Below are 19583 nucleotides of genomic sequence, written 5' to 3'. Positions count from 1 at the left end.
GGAGGGAAAAAGATGAACAAAGGACGCGTTCTTCAAGTTATGGGTCCGGTTGTTGACGTAAAGTTCGAAAGCGGTCAGCTTCCTGAAATCTATAACGCATTGACAATTGTAAACGCAGCGCGTAACGAATCTGAAGTTGACATCAACTTAACCCTTGAAGTTGCCCTTCATTTAGGTGATGATACAGTTCGTACCATTGCCATGTCTACAACAGATGGTTTACAGCGTGGTAGTGAAGTAATTGACACAGGTGCAGCGATTTCTGTACCAGTTGGTGATGTCACTCTAGGCCGTGTTTTCAACGTATTAGGAGAAACGATCGACTTAGATCCAGTCCTTCCGGCTGATGTACGTCGTGATTCAATCCACAGAGAAGCACCAACTTTTGAAAAGCTTTCTACAGAAGTAGAAATTCTTGAAACTGGAATTAAAGTAGTAGACCTTCTTGCGCCTTACATCAAAGGTGGTAAAATCGGTCTATTCGGTGGTGCCGGTGTAGGTAAAACCGTATTAATCCAGGAATTAATCAATAACATCGCACAAGAGCACGGCGGTATCTCAGTATTCGCTGGTGTAGGTGAGCGTACTCGTGAAGGAAATGACCTTTACCATGAGATGACTGATTCTGGTGTTATTAAGAAAACGGCAATGGTATTCGGACAAATGAATGAGCCGCCTGGAGCACGTATGCGTGTTGCCCTAACTGGTTTAACAATGTCTGAGTACTTCCGTGATGAGCAAGGACAAGACGTTCTATTCTTCATGGATAACATTTTCCGTTTCACTCAAGCAGGATCAGAGGTTTCTGCCCTTCTAGGCCGTATGCCATCTGCCGTTGGTTACCAGCCGACACTTGCTACTGAAATGGGTAAATTGCAAGAGCGTATCACTTCTACAAACGTAGGATCTGTTACATCTATCCAAGCAATTTACGTACCAGCCGATGACTATACGGATCCGGCTCCTGCAACAACTTTCGCTCACTTAGATGCTACAACAAACCTTGAGCGTAAGCTTTCTGAAATGGGTATTTACCCTGCCGTGGATCCATTAGCATCAACTTCTCGTGCACTTTCACCAGAAATAGTTGGAGAAGAGCATTATGATGTTGCTCGTTCTGTTCAACAAACATTACAGCGTTATAGAGAATTACAAGATATCATTGCCATCCTAGGTATGGATGAGCTTGGTGACGAAGACAAGCTATTAGTAGCACGTGCTCGTCGTATCCAAAACTTCTTATCTCAAAACTTCCACGTGGCTGAACAGTTCACTGGTCAACCAGGTTCTTATGTACCTGTACAAGAAACAGTTAAAGGCTTTAAAGAAATTCTTGACGGTAAATATGACCACCTTCCAGAGGATGCATTCCGTCTAGTTGGCCGTATCGAAGAAGTTATTGAAGCTGCTAAGAAAATGGGCGTAGAGGTTTAATTCTGGACCAGGAGGGTAAAAAATGAAGACGATTAAAGTCAGTGTTGTTACTCCCGATGGCCCGGTGTATGAGTCAGATGTGGAAATGATAAGTACGAAAGCTGAAAGTGGAGAGCTTGGTATTTTAGCAGGCCACGTCCCTATGGTTGCACCGTTACAAATTGGAGCTGTCCGTTTGAAAAAAGCAAATCAAACTGATTTGATTGCTGTCAACGGTGGTTTTCTAGAAGTACGTCCGGACCAAGTAACGATTTTAGCGCAATCTGCTGAACAATCCGGAGATATTGATCTCGATCGCGCTAAGCGTGCAAAAGATCGTGCAGAACAGCGTCTGAACGAGCAAAAACGTGAAAACGTTGACTTCAAACGCGCTGAACTTGCACTTCAACGTGCAATGAATCGAATCAATGTTTCGGAGAGAAATATTTAATAAAGTACCCCCCTTAAGTGCGAGCTTGAGGGGGTTTTTATATTTTAAGCGAACCAAGCTTACTATAGAAGCGTTAACTTCTAAAATGGATATTTAACGATGCGTAAGGAGTAACGGGAGTAGGACCGTCATTATAAACGAGTGAATAAAGTGATGAACAAGGAGAAAAAGAGAAATATCGCCACTTAAACCACAAATAAAGTGACGACCAAGGGAAAAATCGAAAGCCCGTCACTTTAAACAGCAAATATACCCTCTGCCTCATTTGGAGCGATTCTGTCATTTTAATTAACAAAATTAATGAAGAATCATTCGTAATACTAAACGATTATTGCCATTATAAATGCTTAGCCACTAAACCATCTTGCTACAGTCACCAAAGAAAGTCACCCCAAATTCACCATTTTAGAAATATCTTGGACAACAATTCATATAGTTCTAATAAGGCAATATGTTCATTTGCCAAAATAAGGCTGATGTTATCGACAGCATTCGGTAATAATGCTATAATGAATGCGATTACATTTTTAATATTTAGAATAGTTTAAACAACCGTGGGGGGATGATTTTGGATCTTTGGAATGTATATCAAAATAACTATTTGATTGTGCTAGCCTTCCTGAGTTTAGGAATTTTATTGCCAGTTGTTGCTCTGTTTTTAGGTAAGCTGCTGCGCCCTTATAAGCCTAATGAGAATAAGTATACAACTTATGAAAGTGGAATTGATCCATTTCATGATTCCAGAGTTCAGTTTACTGTTCGCTATTATATGTTTGCACTTCTCTTTGTTATTTTCGATGTCGAGACTGTCTTTTTATACCCATGGGCGGTCGCATATGAGAAGCTTGGTATTTTTGCCTTAATTGAAATGCTTATTTTTGTTTTTATGCTTTTAATTGGCCTCATCTACGCTTGGAAAAAGAAGGTGCTAAAATGGACTTGAAATTGGAGAATATTACTCAGGAAGAAATGGCAGAAATCCAACGTAATGTCTTTATGTCGACGTTAGAACAATTAAAAGGATGGGCGAGAAGCAATTCGTTATGGCCGATGACGTTTGGCCTTGCATGCTGTGCGATTGAAATGATGGGTGTTGGGTCTTCGCATTATGATTTGGACCGTTTTGGATCTTTTTTCAGAACGTCGCCACGCCAATCAGATGTCATGATTGTCTCAGGCACGGTGACGAAAAAAATGGCGCCAGTCATAAGAAGACTTTATGATCAAATGCCCGAGCCAAAATGGGTCATCGCAATGGGCTCCTGTGCAACAGCAGGCGGACCCTATGTGAAATCCTATTCGGTTGTAAAGGGTGTAGATCAAGTTGTACCTGTTGACATTTACATACCGGGCTGTCCGCCTAATCCAGCAGCTTTAATATACGGAGTAAACAAGCTAAAGGAGAAAATCCGTTATGAGGCAAAGACTGGAAAGAGGGTGATTTAACCAATGGATCAAAAGGATGTAGAACAATTAAAGAAAGAAGCCGCCGCCAAAGCAAAAGCCGCTGCGCTGGCGAAAAAGAAAGCTAAAGAAGCAGCATCGAAAGAAGAAGACTCAGCCTCCACAGAAGCCGAACCTCTAGATATTGCCAAACAAAAGGCCGCCGCAGCCGCTAAAGCAAAAGCCGCCGCATTAGCGAAAAAGAAAGCTAAAGAAGCAGCATCGAAAGAAGAAAACCCAGCCTCCACAGAAGCCGAACCTCTAGATATTGCCAAACAAAAGGCCGCCGCAGCCGCCAAAGCAAAAGCCGCCGCATTAGCGAAAAAGGAAGCTAAAGAAGCAGCATCGAAAGAAGAAGACCCAGCCTCCACAAAAACTGACCCACTAGATATAGCCAAAGCGAAAGCTGCCGCCGCAGCGAAAGCAAAGGCCGCCGCAGCAGCTAAAGCGAAGCAATCAGGCGCAGGCGACCTTGAGAAGGAAAAGGCAAAAGCAATTGCAGCCGCCAAAGCGAAAGCCGCCGCCGCTGCGAAAGCGAAAATGAAATCAGGAGGCGGTGCGAAAGCAGAAAGTCAAACGGAACCTGAGGATATTAAGCCTTCACCAAACCAGCCAATATTAGAAAAATATATAAAAATTATAGAAAGCCATTTTGGAAGTGAGATGCTGGAAGCGTCTTATATTAATAGGCTAAGCAAGGATGTCCCCACTATAGTAGCCAAGCCGGAAACATACTATAAGCTGGCAGAGTTTTTTAAATATAATGAGCAATTAGGGTTTGACTTCTTATCAGAGCTTCATGGCACAGATTTTCAAACACATATGGAAATTTACACGCATTTATACTCCTATAAAAATAAACAATCAGTAGCATTAAAGGTGAAAATCGATCGTGAAGATCCGGTAATTGATTCAATTGCACCGCTATGGGCGGGGGCGAATTGGCCGGAATGCGAAGCTTATGATCTGCTCGGGATTCGCTTCAAGGGTCATCCTAATTTGCATCGCATCATGCTTGGTGAGGATTGGGTTGGTTATCCGCTCCGCAAAGATTATGAACCTTATGATGTGGAGGTGTAGCCCAATGATTAGAACAGAAGAGATGCTCTTAAATGTTGGACCGCAGCATCCGAGTACACATGGCGTTTTTCGGCTCGTGTTGAAGTTAGATGGAGAAATGATCATAGAAGCTACACCTGTCATTGGCTATCTTCATCGCGGTACAGAAAAGCTGGCTGAAAATCTCCAATTTACACAGATTATCCCTTACACGGACCGCATGGACTATTTAGCAGCAATGACAAATAACTATGTTCTCTGCCATGCAGTTGAAACGATGATGAACATCGAAATACCGGAACGAGCAGAGTATTTAAGAGTAATAACGATGGAGCTTGGCCGCATTGCCAGCCATCTCGTATGGTGGGGGACTTACTTGCTTGACCTAGGTGCTACAAGCCCATTTCTTTATGCCTTTAGAGAACGGGAAATGATTATTAACTTGCTTAACGAAATCTCCGGCGGACGTTTAACTTTCAACTATATGCGCGTGGGGGGAGTAAAATGGGATGCGCCTGAGGGGTGGATTGAAAAAGTAAAAGAGTTCGTTCCTTATATGCGTGAACAGCTGAAGGGTTATGATCAGCTTGTCACCGGCAATGAAATCTTCCTAAATCGCGTAAAAGGCATAGGGGTGTATACAAAGGAAGAGGCATTAAATTATTCATTGAGCGGCGCCAATCTGCGTTGCACCGGTGTGAAATGGGATTTGCGCAAGGATGAGCCTTATTCCATCTATGACCGCTTTGAATTTGATTCTATCACTGCAGAGACAGGGGATGCGTGGGCCAGATACCAGGTTCGCTTGCAAGAAATAGAGGAATCCTTAAAGATACTGGAACAGGCTGCAGATCAGATTCCGGCACAAGGCGATATGATAGGGAAAGTACCTAAGATTATTAAGCCGCCGCAAGGTGAGGCCTTCGTTAGAATCGAATCTCCGCGTGGTGAGATTGGCTGCTTTATAGCCAGTGATGGAAAAAAAGAACCGTATCGCTTGAAGTTTAGAAGGCCTTCTTTCTATAATCTGCAAATTCTGCCAAAGCTGCTTGTCGGTCAAAATATGGCAAACCTGATTGCGATACTAGGTGCGATTGATATTGTACTAGGGGAGGTGGATGGCTGATGATTCAAGGATTATTAACGTCAGAAGCAGGCTGGCTGAACTTTGCCATCTTCTTTGCTCTCGCACTCATCCTATTATTTGCTGTTTTAGGGTTTGTCACTTATGCGATTTTGGCAGAACGTAAAGTGATGGGGTTTATGCAGCTTAGACATGGTCCTAATCAAGTTGGCGGTCGCTGGGGGTTGCTGCAGACCGTCGCCGATGTTCTAAAGCTTTTAATAAAAGAAGACACCATGCCTAAAATCGCCGATAAACCGCTGTTTATTTTAGCACCAATGATTGCGTTTGCGCCGGCCTTCATGGTACTGGCAGTCATTCCATTTACGGACCGCTTTCAATTTGCGGATATCGGCGTTGGGCTGCTCTATTACATTGCGATCTCAGGTTTAACAACCGTCGGCATTGTCACCGCAGGGTGGGCATCGAACAATAAATATGCATTAATGGGCGGCATGAGGGCCGCCGCACAAATGATTTCCTACGAAATACCGCTCGTTATGTCTGTCATCGGCATCATTCTTTTAACAGGCAGTATGAATCTGAATGAAATCGTCGCTGCGCAGGAAAGTGGCTGGTTTATATTATGGCAGCCGATTGCTTTTGTTGTTTTCTTTATCGCCGCTGTTGCCGAGCTTAACAGAGTCCCATTTGATTTAGCTGAGGCGGAATCGGAGCTTGTTGCCGGCTATTTCGTAGAATATACAGGATTTAGATGGGCGTTCTTTATGTTAGCTGAATATGTGTATATGTTCGCAATGTCTGCGCTTATTACAGTTATTTTCCTAGGGGGATGGCTGCCGCTTCCGTTTTTAGGGTTTATTCCAGGGGCAGTCTGGTTTGCCTTAAAGTTTATAGTTGTCATCTTCGTTCTTGTCTGGTTCCGTGTCACTTTTCCAAGGATTCGGGCAGACCAATTGATGGAGTTTGGCTGGAAGGTGCTGTTGCCGGTTGCACTGGCAAACATATTCTTAACAGCACTTCTTAAAGAGCTATTAAACATCTTTTAGCTAATCAGATATGTAAACTTTTCTGAAATGATCGCAAGGAGGCCTAAGGCATTCGCCGAAAGGGCTTGGCGAACACCAGGTTTTCTAAACAAGAAGGGATGGAAAATGATGCTTGGTTTAGCAAAAGGCTTAACATATACCTTGAAAAATTTAACGAAAAAAAAGCTAACATATGATTATCCTAATGAGCCGTTGCCATTACCTGATCGCTTTCGTGGTATACAAAAATTTTATCCTGAAAAATGCATTGTTTGTAACCAATGTGCCAATATTTGCCCTACAGATTGTATAACGCTTACAGGAAAAAAACATCCAGATCCAAAAAAGCGCGGGAAAATCATAGAAACTTATGATATTAATTTTGAAATCTGCATTCTGTGCGATTTATGTACGGAAGTTTGTCCAACAGAAGCGATTATTATGACGAATAACTTTGAGCTGGCTGAATATAGCAGAGATGAGCTATTCAAGGATTTACAGTGGCTGGATGAAAACGATCAGAATTTGCGGAAGGAGAATAAGGCATGAGCGGCGAGTTTCTCATTTTTATGCTATTGGCGCTCATCGCCATCGTCGGCGGTGTGATGATGCTCAATCTGACAAAGGTTGTTCATATGGTTGTTGCATTAGTATTTACTTTCATAAGCGTCGCCGGCGTTTATGTTATGCTGTCAGCCGAGTTTATTGCTGTTGTTCAAATCCTCATCTATTCCGGTGCGATTACCATCATGATGCTCTTTGGAATCATGCTGACGCGACATAATGATAATAGTGAACCAAAAGCAGGACGCATACGTAAAATCTTGATTTTCCTAAGTATTTTAGGCTTCGGGCTTGTCTTTTACTTAGGCATATATAATGTTGAATTTACGCAAGAAGCAACAACACTGCATGAAAATAATACTGAGCAAATAGGACTCGCGATTTATTCCAAATATGTGATTCCGTTTGAGCTTACATCAGTCATTCTACTTGTTGCACTCATCGGTGCAATCATTTTGGCAAAACGGGATGACCTAGAGGAGGCTGATAAAGAATGAGTACGGTACCGATTTCTGCTTATCTTACACTGGCTCTCGTTCTTTTTTGCATCGGATTGTATGGGGCATTAACGAAAAGAAATACAGTCATCGTCCTTATATCAATTGAGTTAATGCTCAATGCAGGCAACATCAATCTTGTTGCATTTAGTAAATTCGGGATGATGCCGTCCATAGACGGGCAAGTATTTGCGCTTTTTGCCATTGCAGTTGCTGCGGCAGAGGTTGCAGTCGGATTAGCGATTCTCATCGCCATCTATCGGAATCGCAAAACTGTAAATGTAGATGAATTTGATGCATTAAAACATTAATCTTTCGCTAAAAGAACATACGCTAATGCCTAGCGTATTCATTAAAGGGGACCCGTAAAAATGATGGAATTCGCATGGATTATACCGCTATTCCCGCTATTATCATTTTTATTGCTTATCGTTTACGGTAAAAAATGGGGAAGTGCAGCTCCTTATATCGGAATGCTTCTCACATTTGCCAGTTTCATAGTTTCCTTGTTGGTGCTCGTCGCTCGTTTTGAGAACCCTACATACAAGGCAGAAGCCACTTGGCTAACGATAGGGGATGCTACGTTAACAGCGGGATTTGAAGTGAATCAATTAAATGCACTGATGCTAGTCATTGTCTCGCTTGTCAGTTTCCTTGTACATATGTATTCGAAAGGCTATATGCAGGGAGATGAACGGATATCAGTTTTTTATAGTTACTTAGGATTATTTACGTTCGCCATGCTTGGACTTGTTCTATCACCCAACTTATTGCAAACATATATTTTCTGGGAGCTTGTAGGTGTAGGTTCGTTTTTATTAATTGGCTTTTATTTTTATAAAGAGGAAGCAAAAGCTGCAGCAAAGAAAGCCTTCATTATGACAAGGATTGGCGATGTGGCTCTCTTTATTGGCATGATTCTCTTATTCTGGCAGGTTGGAAGCTTCGAATATGATGAAATATTTGCTTCAGTGTCCGCTGGTACTATTTCTTCGGAAATGATTACGTTAACGGCGATACTTATTTTCATTGGTGCAGTCGGTAAATCTGGGCAATTTCCTCTTCATAGCTGGTTGCCGGACGCAATGGAAGGACCGACACCTGTATCAGCCCTTATTCACGCAGCAACGATGGTGGCAGCCGGCGTATATTTAGTCGCCACAATGTTCCCGGTATTTGCGGCAAGTGAGGCGGCATTAATGACAGTTGCGATCGTTGGGGCATTTACCGCCATTTTTGCAGCCAGCATCGGCCTTGTGCAAAAGGATATTAAGAGAGTACTTGCTTATTCCACGGTTAGTCAGTTAGGTTTTATGATGCTTGCATTAGGATCGGCTGGCTATGTTGCCGGTGTTTTCCACTTAACTACACACGCATTTTTTAAAGCATTGTTATTCCTTGCTGCTGGCAGCGTAATTCACGCGGTTCATACGCAGGACATTGAGAAAATGGGCGGGTTATGGAAAAAATTAAGGCTGACAGGTCCTTTATTTTTAATCGGAACATTAGCCATAAGCGGTGTTCCATTATTATCAGGTTTTTTTAGCAAGGATGAAATTTTAGTGGCAACATGGGTTCATGGTCATACCATTCTATTCTTGCTCGCAATCATCGCTGCATTCATGACCGCATTCTATATGTTTAGGCTGTTCTTTCTTGTTTTCGGTGGAGAGGCAAGAGGTGATACAAATCATGTGAAGGAATCACCAAATGTAATGACGGTACCGATGTGGGTACTCGCCTTTTTAGCTATCTTCGCAGGATATATCAATACCCCGTGGTTTGGATCCTTTCTCGGCGATTGGCTCACAGACGGAAATGCGGCTCTCGGTCACGGACATATTGAAGGCCCAATTTGGATAATGGGATTGGCTACTGCCGTTTCATTACTTGGAATTGCATTGGCTTGGTTAATATACAGCAGAAAGTCTCTTTCTAGAGACTGGCTTTCTTCAAGAGCGCCATATGCTTATCAGCTCGTAAATAAAAAATATTATATCGATGAGTTTTATCATTTTACTGTAGTAAAAGCTGCATCCATTCTTAGTCGAGTCGCTCGATTGTTTGAAGTCATTATCGTCGAAGGGTTAATTAAGTTAATCACAGCCTTCATAACAGGTTTATCGAAGCTAGGATCAAGAATGCAGGACGGGCAGGTACAGACATACGGAACAGTCGCCTTTTTAGGATTAGCAGTACTAGTCATAGTTCTTGCGTTGACAGGGGGGTACTTATAATGACATTTCCATACTTGCTAACTTTAATCGTGTTCTCCCCATTATTAGGTATTTTAGTATTAGCTTTTACTCCGAAAACAAAGGAGTCGGCAATTAAGCTCATTGGTGTGCTTGCCACAATACCTGCGCTGATATTGACACTTTATCTTTATATTGCATTTCAATTAGGTGCTAAATTAAGTGACTTCGCTGAAAAAGTGAGCTGGATGCAGTTTGCGAATCCAGAAGTGTTTAATTCGGTCTATTCCGTCAATTATGAGCTGAGAGCCGATGGCTTTTCGATTTTGATGCTCGTGTTGACCGCGCTGCTTTCTACACTAGCTGCCATCGCATCCATTCATATAAAAAAGGAATGGAAAGGCTACTTTATTCTTTTCCTGCTACTGCAAATAGGGATGTTTGGCGTATTTGCAGCAGGCAACCTTATCCTATTTTTTATCTTTTTTGAAATTACACTGATTCCAACATTCTTCCTTATTGGAAAATGGGGATATGCTGAAAAGGAAAAAGCTGCGCTCAGCTTTTTAATTTATAACGGCATAGGCTCAGCTATATTGCTTATTGTCATTATGTTTCTGTTTGCCAAGATAGGCACAACAAATATTGAGGCATTAATGTCCATTCTGAGCAACAAGGCTATTTTATCAGAGTCGACGAAAATGACGCTGCTTATCGCTTTAATTATTGCTTTTGGAGTCAAGCTACCAATCTTTCCATTGCATAGCTGGATGGTACGCGTCCATGTGGAAGCACCGCCGTCCATTGTTATGCTGCATGCCGGGATTCTATTGAAAATTGGTGCATACGGTTTAATAAAGTTTGGAATTGGCTTTTTTCCAGAACAATTCCAATCATTAGCTACATGGATTGCCATTCTCGGAGTAATTAATCTGTTATATGGCGCCTTTCTCGCACTAATCCAGACAGATTTTAAAAAGGTGCTGGCCTATTCTTCTATTTCGCATATGGGGATCGTACTCATCGGTCTTGGCGCAATAAATAGTGCGGGGGTGCAAGGAGCCATTTTCCAAGTGGTCTCTCACGGTTTATTAGCAGCATTATTGTTCTGGCTCGTTAGCATTTTCTATCAGAGATATGAAACGACCAAGCTTGCCGAACTAGGCGGTATGGCGAGGGCAATGCCAGTTACTGCTGGATTCTTGCTTGTGGGAGCGCTCGGTTCATTGGGACTTCCAGGGATGTCCGGCTTTATCGCAGAGTTTATGTCATTTTTAGGATTATTCAAGTCGATGCCTATACTGGCAGCCGTCGGATGCCTCGGCATAATATTGACAGCTGTCTACTTACTGAGAGCGGTATTGTCGATTACATTTGGAGAAGGAAAAACAACTAATAAAGTGAAGGATATGGAGACGATTGAAAAAATACCGGCTGTCATTCTTGTCTGTTTGATTGTAGCCATTGGGGTATACCCGGATTTAATAGCCAGCGGATTAACAAATACAATTGAAACTATCGTGATTGGGTTAGGAGGGTGATGAGGGATGGATCTTGAGACATTATTATCGTATCGTTGGAGCGCAATGACACCGGAATTCATCATCCTTGGCGTAGTAGCCGTGCTTTCCTTGCTGGATTTATTTCTGCCGCGATCTTTTAATCGGAAACTACTAGGGTGGCTAAGTTTTGCAAGTATTATTGCCGCATTAATCACAGTATTTACTTTAATCGGAGATACCCCGGTATCGATACTGTATGACACGTTTAGGCTCGATTCCTTTGCGATTGCATTTAAGATATTGCTGCTTATCGGAGCCGCGCTTGCCATGCTTCTGGCTATTTCCTACGAGCCGGAAGAGAAGCTTGAAGAATACCGCGGAGAATTTTACTATTTATTTCTCACCGCACTTCTCGGGGTAATGGTGATGTCTTCAAGCGGTGATTTAATTACCTTATTTGTTGGCTTGGAATTGCTCTCAATCTCTTCGTACATTTTAGTTGGGATGAGGAAGAATTATCTGCCATCCAATGAATCGGCAATGAAATATGTAATTAACGGCGCAATTGCTACTGCAATTACATTGTTTGGTATGAGTTATGTGTATGGGATATCAGGTACAACCAATATAAAAGAAATGGCTGCAGCGCTTGGAGCCATTGATCAGCAGCAACATTTATTTTTGCTTGCACTGGCATTTCTTATGATTGTAGTAGGGCTTGCATTTAAAATATCAGCGGTGCCGTTCCATATGTGGGCACCTGATGTATATGAAGGAGCGCCGTTGCCAGTTACTGCGTTTTTAAGTGTAGTATCTAAAACTGCGGGTTTTATTATTATCATTAGGATATTTATCGGCGTGTTCTTCCAAGTGCCAGATCTTTCAGGCAATAACTCTTTAATATTAAGCCTGCAAAATTATCTCGCCGTTATCGCAGGTGCAACCATGTTAATCGGTAATATTGTCGCGCTGAGGCAGAGCAATATAAAAAGGATGCTTGCATACTCAAGTATTGCACATGCCGGCTATCTGCTAGTTGCAGTCACCGCGTTCTCGCCATTTATGATTGAAACATTATGGTTTTACTTAGGAGCATATCTCTTTATGACGCTAGGTGTGTTTGCCATTATTCAAGTAGCTGCATGGAAGGCTAAAAAGGTACAAATAAATGAATTTGCAGGGCTCTATCGAAGCTCGCCATTTTTAGCTGTCAGCCTGGCTATACTCTTTTTATCACTTGCTGGTATACCTGGTACTTCAGGATTTATAGGAAAGTTAAATATTTTCATGGGTGCTTTAAGTACAGAGCCGACCCATTATATTCTTGCTAGCTTACTAATTGCGACAACTGTCATCTCGTACATTTACTATTTCCGGGTGCTCGCTGCCGTATTCTTTAGGCAGCCTCAGCAAGAAACGAAAATTAGCTTTTCTCCACCTGCAGTTATAGTTATCAGTTTATGTGTAGCGGTAACAGTCATATTAGGGGTATTTCCGAATATTGCATTTGATTTTCTACATGGGAACTTTTTATCATTTAATGATTTTATTCAATAGAAAACGGGTATAGGAGGAGGGATGCGTCCCTTCTTTTTTGCTGCGGAAGAAAGTGAAAACAAGCAAGGGATTTTTTGATAAAAATTAATAATTCCGAAAATAAGTTTTTGTGAAACCTTTTACATGTCAGTTACGTCAAAAGGAGTGAGATATGTACGCTTTCTTTCTCGATGAACGTAGGATAAAATAAGAGTGATGTTAAGACAAGATAAGGAGTGGTCATGTGATCGCAAGTTTTGGTCATGAAGCCCTGATGAGCATCTTATCTCATTTAGTATTTATTGCTCTCTCATGGTGGGCGCTTCAGGCATTAAGAATTGATAAACTGATCAAGCCAAATCATGTGGTGCAGGCAAGGCTGCTATACATTTTGCTATCGATTGTCATCGGTTCAACAGTTAGCAACTTCTTCCTGGATTATCTTCTTTGGTCCCAACAGTTACCTCTTATTTTTCAGAATGTGATTTTGTAGCAAATATAGGTCTTCGTACATGTTTTCTTTTATAGGAATTTTGAGTACAATGCATTGTGTTGCTGTTGAAAATTTGGGAATTCATACATATTTTTTGTGAAGGATTTTTCAAAGTTGGACACGGTAGAGAGATTGTCTAAATGTGACGACAATTCCCAAGTATGAGCATCCCCTCTTTGGTAACAATGGTACTAAGGGAGGGAGAAAAAAATGAAAAAAAATTCATTTTTATTATCCATAATTGGCATTGTCGGAATCACTTTGATTTACTTCGGCAATCAATCGAATGCAGCACAATCAGATCTTACTCTTTTTGAATTGGCGCAAGTATTACATGACGAGAATATTTTGATTCAAGAATGGTCTATCCATGCAAGGGAAAATGTGGAAGATTTAAAAACCCTTCATGAGGTAAAAGCATATACTAATGAGGTAAAACAGACATTTTCTACATGGGAATGGACAGTCCAGGATACTGCTGAACAATATGAGGCTGTAGGTGTTTTACGTGAAAATGGATCAATGACGGAATCAATAAAAATTCTTTCAACCCCCATAAATGATGAAGTACAAACGTATTTAATTTATGAGGCAAACGGTGCTGATTTAGAGGAGAAGGAGCAAGAGAAATTGGGTGAAAAATTAGAAGGCCGTATAGTCGACATTTTTCGTGGAAATCCCAGAATTTTCTCTTGTATCATAGGTGATTTCAGTGGTAAGATGAGTGAGTCTATGCCTTTAAAAATGAAAGAGCTATTAACAGCATTTAATGCGAAAGAGATAGAAGCATTAAAAGAAGAGCATTTTATGTCAACATCTGCCTACACACCGAAGTTTAAAGAGTCTATTCGGACGAATGGCGAGGATATGAATTTGCAAATTGGTTTAAGAAAAGAAGGGTTGGGCGCTAAGACAACTATAGTTATCGGCACACCCATCATTACGATTGAATATTAATATAGAGAAAATGGACGCGGAGGGGAATACACTTTGGAAAAAATCATCGTCCGCGGCGGAAATCGGTTAAGCGGTACAGTCAAAGTTGAAGGTGCAAAAAATGCTGTTTTACCGGTAATCGCTGCAACATTATTAGCAAGTGATGGAAAAAGCGTAATTCGTGATGTCCCAACTCTCTCCGATGTATATACAATTAATGAAGTATTACGTTTTTTAAACGCCGAAGTGGGGTTTGACAATAATACAGTAATCGTTGATGCATCTAGAGAGTTAAAAGTAGAAGCGCCTTTTGAATATGTGCGTAAAATGCGTGCTTCTGTTTTAGTAATGGGTTCACTTTTAGCACGAAATGGAAGAGCGAGAGTTGCATTACCTGGAGGCTGTGCAATCGGCTCACGCCCAATCGATCAACATCTTAAAGGTTTTGAAGCAATGGGCGCAACTGTTAAAGTTGGAAACGGTTTTATCGAAGCGGAAGCACCAGAAGGCCGCTTACATGGAGCAAAAATTTATCTTGATTTTCCTAGCGTAGGTGCTACGGAAAACATTATGATGGCAGCTACCCTTGCAAACGGTACAACAGTTATCGAAAATGTTGCAAAAGAACCGGAAATTGTTGATCTAGCTAATTTCCTTAATAAAATGGGTGCTAAAGTTCGTGGAGCTGGAACAGGTACGATTCGTATCGAAGGTGTAGATGTTCTATTTGGAGCTGAGCATCATATTATTCCTGACCGCATTGAAACAGGTACATTTATGGTAGCAGCTGCGATCACGGGCGGAGATGTGTTGGTTAAAGGTGCTGTAGCTGAACATTCAACATCATTAATTGCAAAAATGGAAGAGATGGGTGTTACTTTCATTGAAGAAGCTGACGGCATTCGCGTCATCGGTCCGAAGCAATTAAAAGCAGTAGATATTAAAACAATGCCTCATCCTGGTTTCCCTACAGATATGCAATCTCAAATGATGGCTTTATTACTTCATGCTAATGGCACAAGTGTCATCACTGAGACAGTATTTGAGAATCGCTTCATGCATGTGGAAGAATTCCGCCGTATGAATGCAGATATTAAAATTGAAGGTCGTTCAGTTATAATGAATGGACCATCAAATCTTCAAGGTGCAGAAGTTGCTGCGACAGATCTTCGTGCAGCCGCTGCGTTAATTTTAACAGGCCTTGTTGCTGACGGAGTTACCCGTGTTACCGAACTAAAGCATCTAGATCGCGGCTATGTCAATTTCCATGAGAAATTAGCTGGTATTGGTGCTGATATCGAACGAGTAACAGAAGTGGAAGAAGAGACAACAACAGAAAAGAAGTATATTTCAGATTTAAATGCATAGTGAATTCAGACCGCAAAAGCAGCACGTCTAAAGTCAGACGACTGATTTTTGCGGTTTTTTTATTTACCGTTGATCGTGAAGATAATGGAGTTGAACTAACAGCCATTAATGGAAGTCTGTTGCGAACGAATGCCATACATAATAGTCTGATCTTTGAAGTCAAAAAGCCGGTGCAAGGGAAAAAAGCATCATAGCACCCGTTGGAGCGAGAATAGTCAGTGAAAGGAAGGAAAGAGCACGTCTCAGCCTCCAATTGAGTGTGAGAAGCCGCTGAAAGGAAGGAAAGAGCACGTCTCTCAGCCCAAGTTATAGAGAACAGTCGATGAAAGGAAGAAGAGAGCACGTCTCAGCGCCCAAGTGATAGAGAATAGCCGCTGAAAGGAAGAAGAGAGTAGATCTCAGCGCCCGAGTGATAGAGAATAGTGGATGAAAGGAAGAAGAGAGCAGATCTCAGCGCCCAAGTGATAGAGAATAGCAGATGAAAGGAAGAAGAGAGCACGTCTCAGCGCCCAAGTGACAGAGAGAACAGTCGATGAAAGGAAGAAGAGAGCACGTCTCTGCGCCCAAGTGACAGAGAACCAGTCGATGAAAGCTAGGAAGAAACTTGCCTCCCCGTCCAACTAAAATGAGAAACTGTGGAAAAAGCAAAAAATATGCTCATCATTTCCTCCTATTTAAATGAAAAGCTCAATGTATAGGCCCCCATTTTTAATATAGAAATTTGTCATAATTGCCTTTTTGTCCCCATAAGATTGAAGGAGACTGATTGATTATGGAGGCTAACACATGACAAAATTCAAACCACTCGTCGTAGTAGCATCACTGTTATTTGCCGTCACACTTTTAATACCTGCAATGCTTGTTCTGCCGTTTTCAGGTGAAAAATCAAGCGGTGAACCAAAAGCCGAAAGTAAAGAGAAGGTAGATGAAAACATTCCGCAGACTTCGATGGAACCGGGCATGGATGTATCTGTCTATCGCATGAATTCAAAGGAAGTAGAGACACATCCTTTTGAGGAGTATTTAGTTGGTGTCGTTGCAGCGGAAATGCCGGCAGAGTTTGAAAAGGAAGCTCTCAAGGCGCAGGCTTTAGCTGCGCGAACCTATATCATACAGCATATGATGCAAGGAAAAGATTCAGATGTACCTAGTGGAGCAATAGTAACAGACTCTACCAACCACCAAGTGTTTAAAAATAATGAAGAATTAAAGAAACAGTGGAAGGGCGATTATGATTGGAAGCTTGCTCGTATTCAGGAGGCTGTCCGTGCTACAAGCGGCCAGATTCTTACTTATGATGGTAATCCAATTACAGCGGCATTTTTTTCAACGAGCAACGGGTACACGGAGAATGCTGAATCAGTATGGCCGAATGCAACACCATATTTGAAAAGCGTAGAAAGTCCGTGGGATATAGACACGCCTAAGTTCACAGATGAAAAAGTGATATCTATCGGCGAGTTTGAAAAGAAGCTGGGCGTAAAGGTGCCTGCTGGAAATGAGATAGGGAAATTTATTGAGAAAACGGCAGGCAATCGTGTAGGGCAGGTGGATATAAATGGAACAGTTATTAAGGGCACCGATATTCGTACGAAGCTCGATCTTAAATCAACTGACTTCACGTGGAAGCGAAACGGCGACCAGATTGTTATAAGGACGAAGGGCTATGGTCATGGCGTAGGTATGAGCCAATATGGCGCAAATGGTATGGCGGCAGAAGGGAAAAATTATACGGAGATTGTCTCCCATTATTATAAAGATGTTGAAATATCGAAATCAGACACAATGCTTGCGAAAATGACAGCAAAGAAATAGGAAGAGAGGGGCTGTAAAAAGCCTCTCTTTTATTTTTAATGGGAAGGAAGAAATTATTTTGCAAAAATGTGTATATTTCTTTTTCTATTGCAAAAAATAAACCAAAAAATTTTTTTTGAAAATGTATATATTTTCTGTAATCTGTTCACACTGATTGCAGAGGTGATGAAAAATGAGAGAGGAAGAAAAAAAGTCTTCTCAAGATTCTAGTTTCAAACGTTTTATGAAAAAGCGCTGGGTATTTCCAGCAATCTACATCGCGAGTGCAGCACTCATACTTAGTGGGGTTCTTTGGTTCCAAAACAGCAATAACAGTGCTACAGATTCTGACCAATTTGATTATAATGCCACGGATGTTCCAGGCAAAAACGATGAGCCTGCACTAGAGGTGAACAGAGCGTTAGAAAATTTTGTTATGCCGGTTGAAAAAACAGATACTGCTGTGATTCAAAAAGGATTTTATGATTTAGAAGCTGATGATGCTGAACAAGAGGCGGCATTAGTATTTTACAACAATACTTATCATCCAAATACAGGTATTGATATTGCAATGCCGGATGGCGAGCCATTTGAAGTTCGTGCTTCATTAAGTGGAACTGTCACTAAAGTTCAAGAAGATTCGCTATTAGGAAATGTAATTGAGATTGAGCATGATGAAGGAATTGTTAGCCGCTATCAATCAGTTACTGATATGAGCGTAGCTGAAGGTGATGTAGTAGAACAAGGACAGGCTCTTGCAACTGCAGGAAAAAGCTTAATCAATGAAGAAGCGGGCGTACACGTTCACTTTGAACTACGTAAAGATGGAATTGCTGTAAATCCAGAATCTTTCTTTAATAAGTCTTTAAGTGAATTGAAGAAATCTGAAACAGTTAAAGATAAAACTGAACAGCTGCCTGCTGATGATGCAACTGAAATCGAAGGCGGTACAGACGAAGAATCTGCCCCTAGCGACGAAGGCAAAACTGATGCAGAAGAAGGCACAGACACTGAAAAAGGTTCAGACACAGAAACAGACTCTGGCTCAGATACTAACCCAGAAACAAACCCAGAAACTGACAAAAAAACAGACACTGAATCAGAAAACTCTTCAGAATCTGCTGACGCATAATAAGAAATATAGGGGTGCCTGTCACCCCCATATTTCGACATTTCTCGGGAAATATCCTGTTGTGGTTTAGCAGGATATTTCCTTTTTGTTGTGTGTTGTTTATGGTGAATGTTGCTGTTTTATGCTGATGAGCGAGTTGTTTTTGTAGGTTATGAACAGTTCTTTCCCTGCTAAGCTTTGAAGCTTTGCTGCTGAGTGAAACGGCGTTTTTAGGGCGAAGAACTCGTTATTGCTTTGGAATTCTAAAATGAGATCATCTGCTGCACCGATTATTTTTGCTTTCTTTAATGAAAGCTCATCCATAACGATTAACCGTTGATTTGCTAGGACAATGTCGTTATCAAGCTGATTCATTCTCTTTAAGTCTTCAACAGATAGATCATAGAGTGAGGCGATTCCCCAAAGGGTTTCACCAGGAGAAACGATATGTAATGCTGCATTGTTTTTTAAATTTTTATAGAACTCAACTGATGGAACTTCAAGACTTTGTCCGGCAAAAATTTTGTCATCAGACAATTGGTTAAGTTCCTTTATTTCATTAACAGAAACAGCATGATTTTTAGCGATGCGATAAAGGGTATCATCCTCCTTCACAATGTATGCAGCCTCTGTCATATTTCCGCCAAATGTAATGAAGCAGCCAGCAATAATTGCGGCTGCAAAAGCTATACCAGCGAGCTTCCGGTGCCTTGCCTTTTGTCTTTTTTTTCTTGCTTCCATCAATCTTTCTTTACGTGGTTTAATCATTTTACCCATATTGACCCCTTCAATTTATTGGAAAATTATAGATGTATAACCATGATTATGTAATGATGTGAATTCTGATTCAGTTTAATTCAGGAGACGAAAAAACAACAATAGGCAAAAAGAGATGTAAAGGTGAAGTGAATTAAAGAATCCTTTTTCCTATAGTATAGGATGAAGGGCGTTATGAACCGCCAATAAAAATCCAATTATCAGGCACAATGATTTATATTGAAGAGAATAAGATAAATTCCATTCTACCTCCATTGAAAAATATGTCGAAAAAGAAGGAAAAAGAACTATAAAAAAGAATGGAAAATAAGCATATTTTCATCCTTTTTTCA

At 41.2% G+C, this 19583-nt stretch carries 19 protein-coding genes; 18 read left to right on the top strand and 1 reads right to left on the bottom strand.

Annotated features, from left to right (window positions below; translation table 11 throughout):
• Nucleotides 1-12 precede the first annotated feature (12 nt).
• The 18 genes from atpD to spoIIQ all read left to right on the top strand — a co-directional run bounded on the left by atpD (nt 13) and on the right by spoIIQ (nt 18495).
• Nucleotides 13-1434 (top strand): F0F1 ATP synthase subunit beta, encoded by a 1422-nt coding sequence (gene atpD / locus CWS20_RS14485; RefSeq protein ID WP_066189199.1) that lies wholly within the window; start codon nt 13-15, stop codon nt 1432-1434.
• 22 nt (nt 1435-1456) lie between these two features.
• The gene (locus tag CWS20_RS14480; protein ID WP_066189203.1) at nt 1457-1864 is read left to right on the top strand and encodes a F0F1 ATP synthase subunit epsilon; all 408 of its coding nucleotides are present in this window, start codon (nt 1457-1459) and stop codon (nt 1862-1864) included.
• Between the two features lie 568 nt (nt 1865-2432).
• The gene (locus CWS20_RS14475) at nt 2433-2807 is read left to right on the top strand and encodes an NADH-quinone oxidoreductase subunit A (protein WP_066189206.1); all 375 of its coding nucleotides are present in this window, start codon (nt 2433-2435) and stop codon (nt 2805-2807) included.
• The gene (locus CWS20_RS14470; protein ID WP_066189209.1) at nt 2798-3310 is read left to right on the top strand and encodes a NuoB/complex I 20 kDa subunit family protein; all 513 of its coding nucleotides are present in this window, start codon (nt 2798-2800) and stop codon (nt 3308-3310) included. Before CWS20_RS14475 ends, CWS20_RS14470 begins: the two co-directional genes overlap by 10 nt.
• A 3-nt stretch (nt 3311-3313) precedes the next feature.
• The gene (locus CWS20_RS14465) at nt 3314-4387 is read left to right on the top strand and encodes an NADH-quinone oxidoreductase subunit C (RefSeq protein ID WP_066189211.1); all 1074 of its coding nucleotides are present in this window, start codon (nt 3314-3316) and stop codon (nt 4385-4387) included.
• A gap of 4 nt (nt 4388-4391) precedes the next feature.
• Complete coding sequence (locus CWS20_RS14460; RefSeq protein ID WP_066189214.1) at nt 4392-5492, top strand: NADH-quinone oxidoreductase subunit D; 1101 nt, start codon at nt 4392-4394, stop codon at nt 5490-5492.
• Entirely contained in the window at nt 5492-6499 is a 1008-nt protein-coding gene (gene nuoH, locus CWS20_RS14455; RefSeq protein WP_066189217.1) for an NADH-quinone oxidoreductase subunit NuoH, read from the top strand. The genes CWS20_RS14460 and nuoH overlap by 1 nt, the downstream gene beginning before the upstream one ends.
• 108 nt (nt 6500-6607) lie before the next feature.
• Complete coding sequence (gene nuoI, locus CWS20_RS14450) at nt 6608-7027, top strand: NADH-quinone oxidoreductase subunit NuoI (RefSeq protein WP_066191963.1); 420 nt, start codon at nt 6608-6610, stop codon at nt 7025-7027.
• A complete protein-coding gene (locus CWS20_RS14445) occupies nt 7024-7539 on the top strand; it encodes an NADH-quinone oxidoreductase subunit J (protein ID WP_066189219.1) in 516 nt (171 codons plus the stop codon). Before nuoI ends, CWS20_RS14445 begins: the two co-directional genes overlap by 4 nt.
• Nucleotides 7536-7850 (top strand): NADH-quinone oxidoreductase subunit NuoK, encoded by a 315-nt coding sequence (nuoK, locus tag CWS20_RS14440; RefSeq protein WP_066189221.1) that lies wholly within the window; start codon nt 7536-7538, stop codon nt 7848-7850. The genes CWS20_RS14445 and nuoK overlap by 4 nt, the downstream gene beginning before the upstream one ends.
• A 60-nt stretch (nt 7851-7910) precedes the next feature.
• On the top strand, nt 7911-9776 hold the full coding sequence (nuoL, locus tag CWS20_RS14435; protein WP_066189224.1) for an NADH-quinone oxidoreductase subunit L: 1866 nt from the start codon (nt 7911-7913) through the stop codon (nt 9774-9776).
• Entirely contained in the window at nt 9776-11275 is a 1500-nt protein-coding gene (locus tag CWS20_RS14430; protein WP_066189227.1) for a complex I subunit 4 family protein, read from the top strand. Before nuoL ends, CWS20_RS14430 begins: the two co-directional genes overlap by 1 nt.
• A 6-nt stretch (nt 11276-11281) precedes the next feature.
• A complete protein-coding gene (gene nuoN / locus CWS20_RS14425; protein ID WP_066189230.1) occupies nt 11282-12793 on the top strand; it encodes an NADH-quinone oxidoreductase subunit NuoN in 1512 nt (503 codons plus the stop codon).
• 223 nt (nt 12794-13016) lie between these two features.
• Complete coding sequence (locus tag CWS20_RS14420) at nt 13017-13265, top strand: DUF1146 family protein (protein ID WP_066189232.1); 249 nt, start codon at nt 13017-13019, stop codon at nt 13263-13265.
• Between the two features lie 210 nt (nt 13266-13475).
• A complete protein-coding gene (locus tag CWS20_RS14415; RefSeq protein ID WP_066189235.1) occupies nt 13476-14222 on the top strand; it encodes a YwmB family TATA-box binding protein in 747 nt (248 codons plus the stop codon).
• Nucleotides 14223-14255: 33 nt separating this feature from the next.
• The gene (gene murA / locus CWS20_RS14410) at nt 14256-15569 is read left to right on the top strand and encodes a UDP-N-acetylglucosamine 1-carboxyvinyltransferase (RefSeq protein WP_066189238.1); all 1314 of its coding nucleotides are present in this window, start codon (nt 14256-14258) and stop codon (nt 15567-15569) included.
• Between the two features lie 786 nt (nt 15570-16355).
• A complete protein-coding gene (gene spoIID / locus CWS20_RS14405) occupies nt 16356-17384 on the top strand; it encodes a stage II sporulation protein D (RefSeq protein ID WP_066189241.1) in 1029 nt (342 codons plus the stop codon).
• Between the two features lie 172 nt (nt 17385-17556).
• The gene (gene spoIIQ, locus CWS20_RS14400) at nt 17557-18495 is read left to right on the top strand and encodes a stage II sporulation protein SpoIIQ (protein WP_066189243.1); all 939 of its coding nucleotides are present in this window, start codon (nt 17557-17559) and stop codon (nt 18493-18495) included.
• A gap of 99 nt (nt 18496-18594) precedes the next feature.
• Here spoIIQ and CWS20_RS14395 read toward each other — a convergent pair whose 3' ends face one another.
• Nucleotides 18595-19251, bottom strand: a complete 657-nt coding sequence (locus CWS20_RS14395) for a LysM peptidoglycan-binding domain-containing protein (protein WP_083957109.1) — start codon at nt 19249-19251, stop codon at nt 18595-18597.
• Nucleotides 19252-19583 lie beyond the last annotated feature (332 nt).

Source organism: Cytobacillus horneckiae, assembly GCF_002835735.1.
In the GTDB taxonomy this organism is placed as follows: Bacteria; Bacillota; Bacilli; order Bacillales; family Cytobacillaceae; genus Cytobacillus; species Cytobacillus horneckiae.
Note: the sequence above shows the minus strand (reverse complement) of the source record. Positions and strands in the feature narration are given on the sequence as shown.